Origin of the sequence: Spiroplasma endosymbiont of Apeira syringaria, assembly GCF_964020205.1 — a bacterium.
In the GTDB taxonomy this organism is placed as follows: domain Bacteria; phylum Bacillota_I; class Bacilli_A; order Mycoplasmatales; family VBWQ01; genus Spiroplasma_E; species Spiroplasma_E ixodetis_A.
In genome coordinates this window covers 985,729-1,002,514 of the sequence record NZ_OZ026543.1, presented here as the reverse complement: position 1 = coordinate 1,002,514, position 16,786 = coordinate 985,729, and the positions used below count along the sequence as shown (strand labels likewise).

The 16,786-nt window shown below is 26.8% G+C and carries 19 protein-coding genes; 11 read left to right on the top strand and 8 right to left on the bottom strand.

All coding sequences use genetic code 4. The features are described from left to right. Positions 1–46: 46 nt before the first annotated feature. The 7 genes from AACL02_RS06140 (at position 47) to AACL02_RS06110 (ending at position 6,494) form a co-directional block, all read left to right on the top strand. A complete protein-coding gene (locus tag AACL02_RS06140; protein ID WP_339043643.1) occupies positions 47–1,285 on the top strand; it encodes an IS256 family transposase in 1,239 nt (412 codons plus the stop codon). A 195-nt stretch (positions 1,286–1,480) separates the two neighbouring features. Then, on the top strand, positions 1,481–2,464 hold the full coding sequence (gene ftsY, locus AACL02_RS06135; protein WP_339043435.1) for a signal recognition particle-docking protein FtsY: 984 nt from the start codon (positions 1,481–1,483) through the stop codon (positions 2,462–2,464). Then, positions 2,457–2,771, top strand: a complete 315-nt coding sequence (gene ylxM, locus AACL02_RS06130) for a YlxM family DNA-binding protein (protein ID WP_174481096.1) — start codon at positions 2,457–2,459, stop codon at positions 2,769–2,771. Before ftsY ends, ylxM begins: the two co-directional genes overlap by 8 nt. 15 nt (positions 2,772–2,786) lie before the next feature. Further along, positions 2,787–3,614 (top strand): TIGR00282 family metallophosphoesterase, encoded by an 828-nt coding sequence (locus tag AACL02_RS06125; RefSeq protein ID WP_339043433.1) that lies wholly within the window; start codon positions 2,787–2,789, stop codon positions 3,612–3,614. A 49-nt stretch (positions 3,615–3,663) separates the two neighbouring features. Next, positions 3,664–4,479, top strand: coding sequence for an IS1595 family transposase (locus AACL02_RS06120; protein WP_339043641.1), 816 nt, complete (start codon positions 3,664–3,666; stop codon positions 4,477–4,479). Positions 4,480–4,631: 152 nt separating this feature from the next. Further along, positions 4,632–5,807: a methionine adenosyltransferase gene (metK, locus tag AACL02_RS06115; protein WP_422397847.1), complete on the top strand. Its 1,176-nt coding sequence runs from the start codon at positions 4,632–4,634 to the stop codon at positions 5,805–5,807. 18 nt (positions 5,808–5,825) lie between these two features. After that, positions 5,826–6,494: a copper homeostasis protein CutC gene (locus tag AACL02_RS06110; protein ID WP_339043429.1), complete on the top strand. Its 669-nt coding sequence runs from the start codon at positions 5,826–5,828 to the stop codon at positions 6,492–6,494. 62 nt (positions 6,495–6,556) lie between these two features. Here AACL02_RS06110 and AACL02_RS06105 read toward each other — a convergent pair whose 3' ends face one another. Continuing rightward, a complete protein-coding gene (locus AACL02_RS06105) occupies positions 6,557–7,795 on the bottom strand; it encodes an IS256 family transposase (protein ID WP_281749630.1) in 1,239 nt (412 codons plus the stop codon). A 289-nt stretch (positions 7,796–8,084) separates the two neighbouring features. Further along, entirely contained in the window at positions 8,085–8,375 is a 291-nt protein-coding gene (locus tag AACL02_RS06100; protein ID WP_339043639.1) for an ankyrin repeat domain-containing protein, read from the bottom strand. An 85-nt stretch (positions 8,376–8,460) separates the two neighbouring features. Here AACL02_RS06100 and AACL02_RS06095 point away from each other — a divergent pair, with 85 nt between their 5' ends. Next, a complete protein-coding gene (locus tag AACL02_RS06095; protein WP_339043427.1) occupies positions 8,461–9,282 on the top strand; it encodes an IS1595 family transposase in 822 nt (273 codons plus the stop codon). A 40-nt stretch (positions 9,283–9,322) separates the two neighbouring features. Here AACL02_RS06095 and AACL02_RS06090 read toward each other — a convergent pair whose 3' ends face one another. Together AACL02_RS06090 and AACL02_RS06085 are read right to left on the bottom strand one after the other, a co-directional pair. Then, the gene (locus tag AACL02_RS06090) at positions 9,323–9,526 is read right to left on the bottom strand and encodes an ankyrin repeat domain-containing protein (RefSeq protein WP_339043425.1); all 204 of its coding nucleotides are present in this window, start codon (positions 9,524–9,526) and stop codon (positions 9,323–9,325) included. 17 nt (positions 9,527–9,543) lie between these two features. Continuing rightward, positions 9,544–9,675, bottom strand: coding sequence for a hypothetical protein (locus AACL02_RS06085; RefSeq protein ID WP_339043423.1), 132 nt, complete (start codon positions 9,673–9,675; stop codon positions 9,544–9,546). On the opposite strand from AACL02_RS06085, the gene AACL02_RS06080 reads away from it, so the two are divergent. Then, entirely contained in the window at positions 9,621–10,442 is an 822-nt protein-coding gene (locus AACL02_RS06080; RefSeq protein ID WP_339043421.1) for an IS1595 family transposase, read from the top strand. The two genes, AACL02_RS06085 and AACL02_RS06080, sit on opposite strands and share 55 nt — an antisense overlap. Before the next feature lie 347 nt (positions 10,443–10,789). Further along, the gene (locus tag AACL02_RS06075; protein WP_339043419.1) at positions 10,790–11,617 is read left to right on the top strand and encodes a hypothetical protein; all 828 of its coding nucleotides are present in this window, start codon (positions 10,790–10,792) and stop codon (positions 11,615–11,617) included. Between the two features lie 299 nt (positions 11,618–11,916). Here AACL02_RS06075 and AACL02_RS06070 read toward each other — a convergent pair whose 3' ends face one another. The 4 genes from AACL02_RS06070 to AACL02_RS06055 form a co-directional block, all read right to left on the bottom strand. Further along, a complete protein-coding gene (locus tag AACL02_RS06070) occupies positions 11,917–12,738 on the bottom strand; it encodes an IS1595 family transposase (RefSeq protein ID WP_339043417.1) in 822 nt (273 codons plus the stop codon). Between the two features lie 61 nt (positions 12,739–12,799). Further along, on the bottom strand, positions 12,800–13,771 hold the full coding sequence (locus tag AACL02_RS06065) for a 3'-5' exoribonuclease YhaM family protein (RefSeq protein ID WP_339043415.1): 972 nt from the start codon (positions 13,769–13,771) through the stop codon (positions 12,800–12,802). Positions 13,772–13,785: 14 nt separating this feature from the next. Beyond that, the gene (locus tag AACL02_RS06060) at positions 13,786–15,468 is read right to left on the bottom strand and encodes a phospho-sugar mutase (protein ID WP_339043413.1); all 1,683 of its coding nucleotides are present in this window, start codon (positions 15,466–15,468) and stop codon (positions 13,786–13,788) included. Between the two features lie 197 nt (positions 15,469–15,665). After that, positions 15,666–16,487: an IS1595 family transposase gene (locus AACL02_RS06055; RefSeq protein WP_339043411.1), complete on the bottom strand. Its 822-nt coding sequence runs from the start codon at positions 16,485–16,487 to the stop codon at positions 15,666–15,668. On the opposite strand from AACL02_RS06055, the gene AACL02_RS06050 reads away from it, so the two are divergent. Next, complete coding sequence (locus tag AACL02_RS06050) at positions 16,433–16,591, top strand: hypothetical protein (RefSeq protein ID WP_339043409.1); 159 nt, start codon at positions 16,433–16,435, stop codon at positions 16,589–16,591. The genes AACL02_RS06055 and AACL02_RS06050 overlap by 55 nt on opposite strands. Positions 16,592–16,786 lie beyond the last annotated feature (195 nt).

Sequence of the window (16,786 nt, the reverse complement as noted above, 5' to 3'; positions counted from 1 at the left end):
TAATTCTAGTAAATATAATTAAATGACTAGAAAGAGTGAGTTACAGATGGCTAAAAAAGATAACTTTAATAATAATGATCCAATATCAAAAGCAGTAGATTTATTACTAGAAAATACTGAAGATTTAACAACAGTTTTTAAACTTGGCGGTTTATATAAAGAATTAACAAAAAGATTAGTTGAAAAAATGTTGAATTCTGAAATGCAAAATTATTTAGGATATGAAAAAAATCAACATAGTACTACTGAAAATGCTCGTAATGGTACAAGTTCAAAAAAATTAATAACTCAACAAGGTAAAATTGAAATTGATGTACCAAGAGATCGCAATAGTAATTTTACTCCTGTAATAGTTCCTAAAAGGCAAAGAAGATTTGATGGTTTTGATCAACAAGTTCTTTCCTTGTATGCAAAAGGAATGACATTATCTGACATTAGAATGCAGTTGCAAGAGTTATATCATGGTGCTGATATTAGTGAAAGTGTTATTAGTCAAATTACTGATGATGTTATTGATGATGTTAAAGCATGACAAAATCGACCATTAGAAAGTATTTATCCTATTGTTTATTTTGATTGTATAGTAGTTAAAGTACGACAAGATAAACGGATTATTAACAAATCAGTTTATATAGCATTAGGAGTTGATTTAGAAGGCAAAAAAGATGTTTTAGGATTATGAATTAGTGAAAATGAAGGTTCTAAGTTTTGATTATCTAATTTCACAGAAATGAAAAATCGTGGCTTAAATGATATTCTTATTGCTTGTAGTGATAATTTAACAGGCATGTCAGAAGCAATACAATCAGTTTATCCTAAAACAGAACATCAATTATGCATTGTTCATCAAATTAGAAATAGTTTAAAATATGTTTCATACAAACATCGAAAAGGTCTAGTTGCAGATTTAAAACCAATTTATAGTGCATGTAGTGAAGAACAAGCAATGCAAGCTTTAGAATCGTTTGAAAGTAAATGAAATAAACAATATCCTCAAATTACTAAATCTTTATATAAAAATTGAGATAATTTAATGGTTTTTATTAGTTATCCAGTAGAAATCAAAAGAGTGATTTATACTGCAAATGCTATTGAATCTGTTAATAGTCAATTACGAAAAATCATCAGAAATAAAAAAGTTTTTCCTAATGATATGGCAGTTTTCAAAATATTTTACTTGGCAATTGAAAATATAACAAAAAAATGAACATTGCCTATTCAAAATTGAAATACAGCAATTGCTCATTTTATGATAAAATTTGAAGATAGAATTAATCTAAACTAGTACTTTATAAAACAAAGATACACAGATTATTAAAAAGCCTCGATATTTTTTGGATTTATTATTAAATTAAAATATAATAAATTACTTATTAAATAAAACTTTTAAATCGTACTATTAATATTTTAATAAAATTAAAGTATTAATGTCATAAATAACTAGTTATTTATTGGTATAATAAACAATGTAGGTGAAAATATGGCATTTTTTAAAAATTTAAAGACAAAATTATTTGGTCAAAAGACAACTAAATATGATCAGGGCCTTAAAAAGTCAAGAACATTATTTGCATCTAAAATTAAAGAATTAGCAGCGCGTTATCATCAACTTGATGAACAATATTTTGAAGAATTAACTGAAGTATTAATTTTAGCAGATGTTGGATACAAAATGGCAGAAACTATTACTGATGAAATTCGTCATGAAGCCAAAATCCAAAAATTAACAAAACCAAAAGATATTAATGATATTATTATTGATAAAATGTTTGTTATTTATACTGATGGTCAGTTGGTTTCTACAAGATTAAATTTTAGTAGTAATAATATTTCGTTATTTTTAGTTGTTGGTGTTAATGGTAATGGTAAGACAACATCAGCATCTAAATTAGCAGCTAAATTAAAGACACAAGGTAAAAAACCAATTCTAGTTGCTGCTGATACTTTTCGTGCTGGTGCAGTTGAACAATTACAAATTTGAGCAGAAAGAATTGGCATTCCTTGTTATTTAGGAACACCAAAGCAAGATCCAGCTAGTGTTGTTTATGCTGGAGTTGAAGCAGCTAAATCTGAAGGTTGTGATGTTATTATTGTTGATACAGCAGGAAGATTAGAAAATAAAGTTAATTTGATGCAGGAGTTAAAAAAGATTAATAAAATTATTACTCAGAAATTAGGACATGAAGCTAATGAAACATTGTTAGTAATTGATGGTACAACTGGACAAAACGGTATTAATCAAGCGCAAGAATTTATGAAAATTGTTTCTTTGACTGGCATTATTTTAACAAAAATGGATGGCACTGCTAAAGGTGGTATTATTATTGCTATTAAGGAAGAATTAGATATTCCTGTTAAATTAATGGGTTTTGGTGAAGGTATTAATGACTTGGAAGAGTTTGATTTAGATAAGTATATTTTTAGTTTAACAAGTGATTTGTTTGTGGAGTATGAAAATGAATAGTTTAGAAAAACAAGTTTTATATTATAGTTTATTTGCTTTTTATAATACATTATTAACAGCAAAACAAAAACAATATTTTACAAATTACTTTATTGAGAATTTATCTTTACAAGAAATTGCTGATTTACAAAAAGTATCACGAACGGCTGTTCATGATAGTCTACAAAAAGTTATTATTTTATTAAATAAATATGAAAGTAAGTTGCATCTTTATGAAAAATATAAACAACGACAAGTAATATATGAAAAATATACGGAAAAGTATAATTTTATTAAAGTTTTACAAGAAATTGATAAAATAGAATAAAGCAGGTGGAAATTAATGAAAATTTTAATAATTGGTGATATTTACAGTATTGTTGGTAGACAAATGGTTAAATATTGAATTCCTAAAATAAAAAAGGAATATGAAAATCAATTTAAGATTGATTTAGTAGTTGCGAATGGTGAAAATACTACGCATGGTAAATCATTATGTAAAAAACACTATGATGAATTAAAAAATGCTGGTATTGATATTATTACTACCGGTAATCATATTTTTGGTCATCCTGATGTTGCTAAGTATATTAATACAACTCCCGATTTATTGCGTCCTTTAAATTATAATCCTTATCATCCAGGTAATGGTACAATTTTAGTTAAAGTTGGTAATAAAAAAGTGCGTGTAACAAACTTAATTGGTCGTACTTTCATGGATAAATCTGATAATCCTTATTTTGCTCTTGAACAACTTATTACGATTGATAAAAAAAATAGTGAAGAAAAAAGTGACATTCATATTATTGATTTTCATGCTGAAGCAACAGCGGAAAAGTTATCTTTTGCTTGAAATTTTGATGGTCAAGTTACTTGTGTGGTAGGAACTCATACTCATGTTCAAACAGCAGATAATCGTTTATTACCAAAAGGTACCGCTTTTATTAGTGATGTTGGAATGACAGGTCCGTTTTATTCTATTATTGGTGCTAAAGCTGAAGAAGTTATTATTCGTGATAAAAAAAGTATGCCAGCAAAATTTAGTCCAGCAGATGGTGAAGGTCAATTTTCAGCTGTTTTATTAACTATTAATGATGAAACAAATAAAGCACAAAAAATTGAACGTATTTTTATTCATCCACAAGCACCTAATTTTAAAATTTACGAATAATTACAAATCGGACTTCTCCCCACATGTACTTGTGGAGGGAATAATGAAACTGAATGAATTCAACAATGCTTTTCAAACTGAACAGCAATGTCTTGCATATATAGCAAATTTGAAAGAAAACAAATGTATTAGGTGTTTTAGTTTTAATTTGAATACTTCTGATTTAAAAAGAATGAGATGTTTAAAATGTAATCAAACATTTAGCATTCTCACAGTCACCATATTTTCAAGGTCACAAACATCTTTAACATCTTGGTTTTATCTTATCTTTAGATGAATAAACACCAAACATGGAATTCCATCAACAGATATTGCAAAAGAATTGGGAGTGACTTTGAAAACTGCTTGAAGAATGACTCATAAAATCAGAACACGTATTGCAAAACAAAAACCTCAATTTATTGTTGAAGGTACAGTGCAAATTGATGAAATGTATCTTTCACATATGGGTTTTAAAAAACAAGGAAGATCCTTGGTGAATAAAACCTTGATTGTTGGCATTTATCAAAAAACAACCAATAATTTAATTGTGAAAGTATTGAAAAACGCAAAGAGTAAAAATATTTTGCAGTTTGCAAAAAACCACATTTCTTCAAAATGTCTTGTATATACTGATTCTTGAAAAGGATATTGCGATTTTAAATCAGTTTTCACTAAGCATGAAACAGTTAACCATCAAGATGGCTATGTTTCAAAAATTGGTGTAAATACCAACCAAATTGAATCAGTTTGAAAACATATAAGAAGAACATTTAAAACACATATCAAAGTTGCAAAACATCATGTTCATTTATATGCTAAAGAAGCTGCATATAAATTCAACAAGATACCTAGTTTTGAAAATGTAATGCTATGTTTGATTTAAAAATGTGGGGAGAAGTCCGTAGATAGGCTTTTCTCAGCATTTATGTGATAAAACTAAAATAGTACATAAAGGGAGAAAAGCCTATTTTATAATGAAATTATGCCATGAATTACAAAAAATATTTTACTTGAGAAAGGTTAAAAAATATGAAATTAATACCTAATATTACCCATCCTCTTTTTACTAGTGAGTCTGTTGCTCCTGGTCATCCTGATAAGATTTGCGATCAAATTGCTGATGCAATTTTGGATGCTTTTTTAAAACAAGATCCACATGCCAAAGTAGCATGTGAGGTTTTTATTACTACAAATTTTGTTTTAATTGGTGGTGAAGTTCATAGTCACGCTCAAGTTGATTATCAAGTAATTGCGCGAAAAGTTATTACTGAAATTGGTTATATAAATGATGAAATTGGATTCAATGGCTTTACTTGTGAAATTAAAGTGTTAATTCATGAACAATCACCTGATATTTTACAAGGTGTTGAATTAAAAAATCATCAAATTGGTGCTGGTGATCAAGGAATAATGTTTGGTTATGCATGTCAGCAAACATCAGAATATATGCCATTAGCAATTGTTTTAGCACATGAATTAATTAAACGAGCTACAAAATTACGAAAGGAAAAAAAATTTAAGTATGCACTTCTTGATATGAAAGCGCAAGTTACTATTGATCAAGAAGAACCTAAAAATTTAAAAATACATACTATTTTAATGAGCATTCAACATCAAGCAAATTATGATGAAAAACAATTTAAAACATTTATTCATACAGAAATTATGCAATATATTGCTAATAAATATCATTTAAATCTTGATTTTAAATATTTAATTAATCCAACCGGTAAATTTGTAATTGGTGGACCTGCTGGTGATACTGGTTTAACAGGAAGAAAATTAATGGTTGATACTTATGGTGGAGCTGCTTGTCATGGTGGGGGAGCTTTTTCAGGAAAAGATCCCACTAAAGTTGATAGAACGGGTGCTTATTATGCTAGGTATATTGCTAAAAATATTGTTGCTGCTAACTTAGCAAAGATTTGTGAAGTACAATTAGCTTATGCAATTGGAACTCCTGAACCAATTGCAATATTTGTTAATACTCATCAAACTATTATTTCCGGTTTAACAGAGGCAAAATTAACAGAAATAATTTATCAAGTCTTTGATTGTTCTGCTAGTGCTATGATTGATAAATTAGAGTTATTGAAACAAAATTATCAACAATTATCAACTTATGGTCATTTTGGTAGAAATGATTTACAATTACCTTGAGAGAAATTAGATAAAGTTAGTTTATTGAAAACTTATTTACCAAAAAAATAAGATGGGGAGAAATATTTTATGTTTTTAGAAGTAATAGCTACATCTTTAAAAGATATAGAAAAAATTAATAATTCTTTAGCTGATCAAGTTGAACTTTGTACTGCTATGGAATTTGGTGGTTATACTCCAAGTTATGAATTGATTGCTGAAGCATGTAAAATTTCATTGAAACCAGTAATGGTTATGGTTAGAAATAATAATAATGGTTTTAATGTTACTGATAATGATTTTAAAATCTTTAAAAGAGATATTGAATTTATTAAAACAACTCATGCATCAGGTATTGTTTGTGGTATTTTAACTAAAGATAATAATATTGATGTTGAAAGAATGAGTGAAATTATTAAATTAGCAAAGCCTTTAAAAATAACTTTTCATCGTGCTTTTGATGAAATTTTTAATAAAAAACAAGCTTTAGAACAATTAGTAAAATTAGGTGTTACTACAGTTTTAACTTCTGGTGGTCAAGATAATATTGTGAATAATATTAATAAATTTAAAGAATTAAAGAAATTAAATTTACCAATAAAAATTTTTGCTGGTGGTGGAGTTAATTTAGAAAATGTTAATTTTTTATTAAAAAACGGTATTAATGATATTCATGTTGGAAAATGTGTGCACGAAGATAATAATTTTAATAATCCTATTAATTATAAATTAATTAATAATATTAAAAATATTGCATAAATAATAAAAAGTTTTATAATGAGGCTTTTTAATAATCTGTGTATCTTTGTTTTACAAAGTTACTAATTTAGATTAATTCTATCTTCAAATTTTATCATAAAATGAGCAATTGCTGTATTTCAATTTTGAATAGGCAATGTTCATTTTTTTGTTATATTTTCAATTGCCAAGTAAAATATTTTGAAAACTGCCATATCATTAGGAAAAACTTTTTTATTTCTGATGATTTTTCGTAATTGACTATTAACAGATTCAATAGCATTTGTAGTATAAATCACTCTTTTGATTTCTACTGGATAACTAATAAAAACCATTAAATTATCTCAATTTTTATATCAAGATTTAGTAATTTGAGGATATTGTTTATTTCATTTACTTTCAAACGATTCTAAAGCTTGCATTGCTTGTTCTTCACTACATGCACTATAAATTGGTTTTAAATCTGCAACTAGACCTTTTCGATGTTTGTATGAAACATATTTTAAACTATTTCTAATTTGATGAACAATGCATAATTGATGTTCTGTTTTAGGATAAACTGATTGTATTGCTTCTGACATGCCTGTTAAATTATCACTACAAGCAATAAGAATATCATTTAAGCCACGATTTTTCATTTCTGTGAAATTAGATAATCAAAACTTAGAACCTTCATTTTCACTAATTCATAATCCTAAAACATCTTTTTTGCCTTCTAAATCAACTCCTAATGCTATATAAACTGATTTGTTAATAATCCGTTTATCTTGTCGTACTTTAACTACTATACAATCAAAATAAACAATAGGATAAATACTTTCTAATGGTCGATTTTGTCATGCTTTAACATCATCAATAACATCATCAGTAATTTGACTAATAACACTTTCACTAATATCAGCACCATGATATAACTCTTGCAACTGCATTCTAATGTCAGATAATGTCATTCCTTTTGCATACAAGGAAAGAACTTGTTGATCAAAACCATCAAATCTTCTTTGCCTTTTAGGAACTATTACAGGAGTAAAATTACTATTGCGATCTCTTGGTACATCAATTTCAATTTTACCTTGTTGAGTTATTAATTTTTTTGAACTTGTACCATTACGAGCATTTTCAGTAGTACTATGTTGATTTTTTTCATATCCTAAATAATTTTGCATTTCAGAATTCAACATTTTTTCAACTAATCTTTTTGTTAATTCTTTATATAAACCGCCAGGTTTAAAAACTGTTGTTAAATCTTCAGTATTTTCTAGTAATAAATCTACTGCTTTTGATATTGGATCATTATTATTAAAGTTATCTTTTTTAGCCATCTGTAACTCACTCTTTCTAGTCATTTAATTATATTTACTAGAATTAATTAAACATAGTTATTTTTGTAAGTTACACAGATTACTAAACATTTCCTTTATAATAGATAAGTTTAAACATTTAATAAAGGTTACTGTTCTTTTAGTACAAAAAAACAGTAACCTTTATTGATGGTTTATTATTATAATTAGTTGCATTGATTTCATTTTTATTAGATTCTAAAGAACATTGTTTTGTTAAAATTTTTTCTAATTTTGTATGTTTTTGTTTTTGTGCTCTTATTAAAGCAGTTTAAACACGTAAATTTATTTGATTAATGTCAGCATCATTGGCTATTAATAAATCAACTACATTTAAATGGCCATTTTTGGCGGCCTTTGTTAAAGCAGTATTGCCAAATTTTGTTTTATGATTAACGTTAGCGCCGTTTGTTATTAAAAGATTAACTATTTCTGTGTGACCTTGTTCAGCAGCTAATAATAAAGCTGTATCATAATTTTTATTTATATAATTAACGTTAGCGCCGTTTGTTATTAAAAGATTAACTATTTCTGTGTGACCTTGTTCAGCAGCTAGTGTTAAAGCAGTATCTTTTGTACTATTTATATGATTGATATCAGTATTATTTTGGACGGACTTCTCCCCACATGTACTTGTGGAGGGAATAATGAAACTGAATGAATTCAACAATGCTTTTCAAACTGAACAGCAATGTCTTGCATATATAGCAAATTTGAAAGAAAACAAATGTATTAGGTGTTTTAATTTTAATTTGAATACTTCTGATTTAAAAAGAATGAGATGTTTAAAATGTAATCAAACATTTAGCATTCTCACAGGCACCATATTTTCAAGGTCACAAACATCTTTAACATCTTGGTTTTATCTTATCTTTAGATGAATAAACACCAAACATGGAATTCCATCAACAGATATTGCAAAAGAATTGGGAGTGACTTTGAAAACTGCTTGAAGAATGACTCATAAAATCAGAACACGTATTGCAAAACAAAAAACTCAATTTATTGTTGAAGGTACAGTGCAAATTGATGAAATGTATCTTTCACATATGGGTTTTAAAAAACAAGGAAGATCCTTGGTGAATAAAACCTTGATTGTTGGCATTTATCAAAAAACAACCAATAATTTAATTGTGAAAGTATTGAAAAACGCAAAGAGTAAAAATATTTTGCAGTTTGCAAAAAACCACATTTCTTCAAAATGTCTTGTATATAATGATTCTTGAAAAGGATATTGCGATTTTAAATCAGTTTTCACTAAGCATGAAACAGTTAACCATCAAGATGGCTATGTTTCAAAAATTGGTGTAAATACCAACCAAATTGAATCAGTTTGAAAACATATAAGAAGAACATTTAAAACACATATCAAAGTTGCAAAACATCATGTTCATTTATATGCTAAAGAAGCTGCATATAAATTCAACAAGATACCTAGTTTTGAAACTGTAATTCTATGTTTGATTTAAAAATGTGGGGAGAAGTCCGTAGATAGGCTTTTCTCAGCATTTATGTGATAAAATTAAAATAGTACATAAAGGGAGAAAAGCCATTTTGGATTAAAAATCGAACTATTTCAATGTGACCATAATCAGCAGCAGTTATTAAGGCACCCTCCATATCGAACTTATTGTTATCAGAATCAAATAGTAAAGTTTTAACTGTTTGTAAGTCACCTTCTTCAATAGCTGTTAAAAATTTATTTTTAGGCATTTCTTTATCTTCCTTTTCTAAATTAAAACAAAAAACCTATTTATTTTGAAATAAAGTAACGGACTTCTCCCCACATGTACTTGTGGAGGGAATAATGAAACTGAATGAATTCAAAAATGCTTTTCAAACTGAACAGCAATGTCTTGCATATATAGCAAATTTGAAAGAAAACAAATGTATTAGGTGTTTTAGTTTTAATTTGAATACTTCTGATTTAAAAACAATGAGATATTTAAAATGTAATCAAACATTTAGCATTCTCACAGGCACCATATTTTCAAGGTCACAAACATCTTTAACATCTTGGTTTTATCTTATATTTAGATGAATAAACACCAAACATGGAATTCCATCAACAGATATTGCAAAAGAATTGGGAGTGACTTTGAAAACTGCTTGAAGAATGACTCATAAAATCAGAACACGTATTGCAAAACAAAAACCTCAATTTATTGTTGAAGGTACAGTGCAAATTGATGAAATGTATCTTTCACATATGGGTTTTAAAAAACAAGGAAGATCCTTGGTGAATAAAACCTTGATTGTTGGCATTTATCAAAAAACAACCAATAATTTAATTGTGAAAGTATTGAAAAACGCAAAGAGTAAAAATCTTTTGCAGTTTGCAAAAAACCACATTTCTTCAAAATGTCTTGTATATACTGATTCTTGAAAAGGATATTGCGATTTTAAATCATTTTTCACTAAGCATGAAACAGTTAACCATCAAGATGGCTATGTTTCAAAAATTGGTGTAAATACCAACCAAATTGAATCAGTTTGAAAACATATAAGAAGAACATTTAAAACACATATCAAAGTTGCAAAACATCATGTTCATTTATATGCTAAAGAAGCTGCATATAAATTCAACAAGATACCTAGTTTTGAAACTGTAATTCTATGTTTGATTTAAAAATGTGGGGAGAAGTCCGTAGATAGGCTTTTCTCAGCATTTATGTGATAAAATTAAAATAGTACATAAAGGGAGAAAAGCCTAAAGTAAATAGGTTAAAAAATTATATTAAATTTTAATAATATAATATCATATTTTCTTTACTAGTAATAGAAAATTATCATTTTTAATTAAAAAATAATTTTAAAATATATAAAAAAGAAAAGAAATTTTTTAAAAAATTTCTTAATTTACAAGTATTTTTGCATATTAAAGTTATATTGTAAAATATTTGGTTTTCATATATTATTAATTCAAAATCTTTATTGGTTTTTAAATTAACTTATTATTTTTAAGCGAGGTAAAAAATGAAAAACTTAGTAAAATTATTATCAATCTTAACAATGTCAACACCAATATCATTATCAGTTGTTGCTTGTAATAATAACACAACACAAAAAACAGAATTAAAAGATAAAATTACTAAATTAACAACAAATATTACTATATATGTTAATAAAAGTAATAAAAAATTAGATACATTAATAAATAATACAACAGAAGTTAAAAACTTAAATCCAAAGTTAGTTAACCCTGTAATTAAATATTTTAGTGATAAAGAAGCTAAAAATGATATAACTACTAAATTAGAAAAAGTTGGTGATTTATATATAGTTATTACTAGCAATAGTAATGATTTGAATTATCAAGGTTCAACAGTACCAATTAAAATAAATATAAAAGAACAATCTGATAAAACTGATTTAAGTACTATTACTCAATTAACTGGTTTAGACATTATTGCTAATCCAAGTAAAAGTTATAAAGAATTAATTAGTAATATAAATAGTTTTGATGAATTTAAGTCAACACCATTAGCTGCTGGTTATCAACTTCAATTTTATAACGAAAATAATCAAGAAATAACAAACAATAAACAAGAACTTGAAAAAGTATCTAAAATAGTTGTCAAAATAAGTAGTAATTCAAATGATCCGAATTATCAAGGTTCAACAATGATTGATATAACTAAGCAAACAATTATTTCAGATAGTGATATGCAAAATTATTTTTCAAAGACAACTTTGCCATTCGCTTTATTAGCACCACCAAGTTCAACTAAAGCAACCATAAATAAACAAGAAGCCGTAACAGATGTTATAAATAAATTAAAAAAATTACAAAAAGATTCATAATTAGTTATTAAATTATTATTAAAAGGTATTTATAAAGAAAAAATTGATTTTAATAAGCTTAGAAATGAAAATGAAATTTATGATAAAAATAAAGAGCCAGTACCTAATGATTGATTTAAAGATAAAGAAACAGATAAAGAAGCAAATGTATTGATTTTTTATGGTAATACAGAAACTGGTTATTTTTACCCTATAAAAATAAATATAAATTAATTAAGGCTTTTCTCCCTTTATGTACTATTTTAATTTTATCACATAAATGCTGAGAAAAGCCTATCTACGGACTTCTCCCCACATTTTTAAATCAAACATAGAATTACAGTTTCAAAACTAGGTATCTTGTTGAATTTATATGCAGCTTCTTTAGCATATAAATGAACATGATGTTTTGCAACTTTGATATGTGTTTTAAATGTTCTTCTTATATGTTTTCAAACTGATTCAATTTGGTTGGTATTTACACCAATTTTTGAAACATAGCCATCTTGATGGTTAACTGTTTCATGCTTAGTGAAAACTGATTTAAAATCGCAATATCCTTTTCAAGAATCATTATATACAAGACATTTTGAAGAAATGTGGTTTTTTGCAAACTGCAAAAGATTTTTACTCTTTGCGTTTTTCAATACTTTCACAATTAAATTATTGGTTGTTTTTTGATAAATGCCAACAATCAAGGTTTTATTCACCAAGGATCTTCCTTGTTTTTTAAAACCCATATGTGAAAGATACATTTCATCAATTTGCACTGTACCTTCAACAATAAATTGAGGTTTTTGTTTTGCAATACGTGTTCTGATTTTATGAGTCATTCTTCAAGCAGTTTTCAAAGTCACTCCCAATTCTTTTGCAATATCTGTTGATGGAATTCCATGTTTGGTGTTTATTCATCTAAAGATAAGATAAAACCAAGATGTTAAAGATGTTTGTGACCTTGAAAATATGGTGCCTGTGAGAATGCTAAATGTTTGATTACATTTTAAACATCTCATTCTTTTTAAATCAGAAGTATTCAAATTAAAACTAAAACACCTAATACATTTGTTTTCTTTCAAATTTGCTATATATGCAAGACATTGCTGTTCAGTTTGAAAAGCATTTTTGAATTCATTCAGTTTCATTATTCCCTCCACAAGTACATGTGGGGAGAAGTCCGTTAATTAATTTATTAAAATTTATTATTTAAACTTTTTTATTATTTTCCTTTAAATTTTGATGTTTATAAAACATTCTATTTTCAATACTTGCAATACGAGCAGTTGATTCACCAATATTAATATTAACCAACGCTTCATCAATTGCATAGATTTTTGCATCTAAGTTATCTAAATGATGTAAAATTTCAGCTTCTATTGTTTTTGGTAAGACAGGTGAGCCATATTCATATTTACCATGACTAGCTAATATTAGATGCTGTAATAAAACTACGATTTCTTCCTCTAAGTTAATATTTAATTCCTTACAAGCAAGTGTAACTTGCATTGCACCTAATGAAATATGACCAATCATTTTACCTGATAGTGTATATGAACTAATAGGATTATTATTTAATTCAACCATTTTTCCATAATCATGGATAATGATTCCTGCATATAATAGTTCACTATTAATATTACGATCATTATAAAGTGCTACTACTTGTTTTGCCATTCTTAGCATTGTTACTGAGTGTCATAATAAACCGCTTTGAACAGCATGATGCATTTTAACTGCTGCTGGTCATTTTTTATAATCATCAATATTTTTTTTATTAAAACATTGGATTAATACTTTTTTTAAAATTGGATTTTTAAATTCCTTTATTGTTTGACTAATTTCAGTTCATGCTTCAATAATATTAATTGGTGCTTGTGTAAGTAATAAATCATAATATTCACTAGGATTAGTAATAATAGTTCAATTATTAATTTTTAGTTGTATTTCATTATTATAATTAATGCTATTTGCTTCAATTTTAATTACTTGTCCTATTGTTAATTGTTCAATAGTTTCTTTGCTTACGTCTCAAATTCTTGCTGAAATTGTCCCAGTTTTATCTTGTAATTGTAAGTTTAAATAATTAGTATTGTTAGAAGCAACACCTTGAATTACTCGATTAATAATTACTACTAAACTTAAAACATTATTAGGTTTAATATCTTTAATTACAGTCATTTTTTAGTTCCTTTCTATCATTTTATATCTTTGATATTTAGATGTTTGATAGCTAATTCTTCATACATTTTTCTCATTTTTAATTGTGCATAATTAATGGTTTTATCAACACAAACAAAATAGAATTTAATTTTTGGCTCAGTTCCACTAGGTCTAACAGCAAATCATGAACCATCCCTGAAGTAAAATTTTAGTAAATTTTGCGATGGCATTCCATGTAAACCAGTTTGATAATCTTCAACTTTAATTGTTTTAATATTATTAAGCGTTGGTATTTTACTAGTTCTTAATGTTTCTAACATATTATTAATAGTATTTTGTCCTGTTTTTCCTTTTAAAATAAGATTAACAGTATAACAGTAATAATATCCAAATTTTTGATAAATATTTTCTAAAACATCAACTAATGTTTTTTGTGAATTTTGATAATATCAAGCCGCTTCTGCTGCTACTATTGCTGATTGAATACCATCTTTGTCACGAGTAATATCTTTAATAACATAACCATATGCTTCTTCAAAACCAAAAACAAAGTTAATGTTACGTGCTTTTTCTTTTAGCATTTCTGCACCAATTCATTTAAAGCCAGTTAACGTTTTAATGACTTGACATCCGTATGATTTAGCAATCATATCAGATAAATTGGAAGTAACAAATGTATTGTACATAACGGGATTTTTTGGCATTGTTTTATTAAGTTGATAATGGCTTAATAAATATTCTAATAAAATTGGTGCTGTTTCATTACCTGTTAATAATACATAATCATTATTATGTTTTACAGCAATACCAATGCGATCAGCATCAGGATCATTTAAAATAATTAATGGTGCATCATGTTTTTTAGCGTGTTTAATTGCTAAATCAAATGTTGGTTTTACTTCGGGATTGGGCGACACCACACCTTTAAAATCAGGATCATAGTTAGCTTGCTCTGTTACTAAAATAATTTCATAACCGCATTGTTCTAAAATTGGTTTAACTCATTCACGACTAGTACCGTGTAGATTAGAAAATACAATTTTAAAGTTACGATTTTTAACTTGTGGATAAAACTGTAAATTTTTAATATCATCACGATAATTATCTTCTACTGTTGAAGGCACTTCTTTAATTAGGTTAGTATCATAATCGAATGTTAATTGAAAATCATCAGGCAATTGTTCCATTTTATTGCTAATTATATTGGTAACATTAGGAAGAAATTGACAGCCATATTGATCATAAATTTTATAACCATTATATTCAGGAGGATTATGACTGGCCGTAATAACAATTCCAGCAAGAGCATTAACTTTTCTAATACTATATGAAAGTACTGGTGTTGGTCTTAAATCATTATTTTTAAATAAAAAAATAGGAATTTTATGTTTGGCTAAAGTTTTTGCTGTTAACATTGTAAATTCTGCTGAAAAGTGACGATTATCATGAGCAATAATAACACCACGAAGTAAGTCTTTTTCAGAAAAAGCAGATTTTAAATATTGAATAAATGCGACAGTTGCTTTCATAATAATAATTTCATTAATTCTGCCGGTACCAACTCCAGTAATACCACGCATGCCAGCTGTACCAAATTCTAAAGTTGTAGTAAAAGCATCTTCAATTTCACTTTTAGACATTGTAGTTAATTGTTTTTTTAAGTGTTGTGGTAAGTTTTGCTTTTTTCAAATCTCATATGTTTTTAGTACATTCATTATTATTTCTCCTTTATAATAAAAAATTAAGTTTATAGGTAAATCATACTATAAAATAAGAAGAAAATAAATTTTAGTAGTTAATCTAAACATAAACTTTTAATTAAATAATAAAGGCTTTTCTCCCTTTATGTACTATTTTAATTTTATCACATAAATGCTGAGAAAAGCCTATCTACGGACTTCTCCCCACATTTTTAAATCAAACATAGAATTACAGTTTCAAAACTAGGTATCTTGTTGAATTTATATGCAGCTTCTTTAGCATATAAATGAACATGATGTTTTGCAACTTTGATATGTGTTTTAAATGTTCTTCTTATATGTTTTCAAACTGATTCAATTTGGTTGGTATTTACACCAATTTTTGAAACATAGCCATCTTGATGGTTAACTGTTTCATGCTTAGTGAAAACTGATTTAAAATCGCAATATCCTTTTCAAGAATCAGTATATACAAGACATTTTGAAGAAATGTGGTTTTTTGCAAACTGCAAAAGATTTTTACTCTTTGCGTTTTTCAATACTTTCACAATTAAATTATTGGTTGTTTTTTGATAAATGCCAACAATCAAGGTTTTATTCACCAAGGATCTTCCTTGTTTTTTAAAACCCATATGTGAAAGATACATTTCATCAATTTGCACTGTACCTTCAACAATAAATTGAGGTTTTTGTTTTGCAATACGTGTTCTGATTTTATGAGTCATTCTTCAAGCAGTTTTCAAAGTCACTCCCAATTCTTTTGCAATATCTGTTGATGGAATTCCATGTTTGGTGTTTATTCATCTAAAGATAAGATAAAACCAAGATGTTAAAGATGTTTGTGACCTTGAAAATATGGTGCCTGTGAGAATGCTAAATGTTTGATTACATTTTAAACATCTCATTCTTTTTAAATCAGAAGTATTCAAATTAAAATTAAAACACCTAATAAATTTGTTTTCTTTCAAATTTGCTATATATGCAAGACATTGCTGTTCAGTTTGAAAAGCATTTTTGAATTCATTCAGTTTCATTATTCCCTCCACAAGTACATGTGGGGAGAAGTCCGATAATAAAAAATAAAATTATTAAAAATGGCTTTTCTCCCTTTATGTACTATTTTAATTTTATCACATAAATGCTGAGAAAAGCCTATCTACGGACTTCTCCCCACATTTTTAAATCAAACATAGAATTACAGTTTCAAAACTAGGTATCTTGTTGAATTTATATGCAGCTTCTTTAGCATATAAATGAACATGATGTTTTGCAACTTTGATATGTGTTTTAAATGTTCTTCTTATATGTTTTCAAACTGATTCAATTTGGTTGG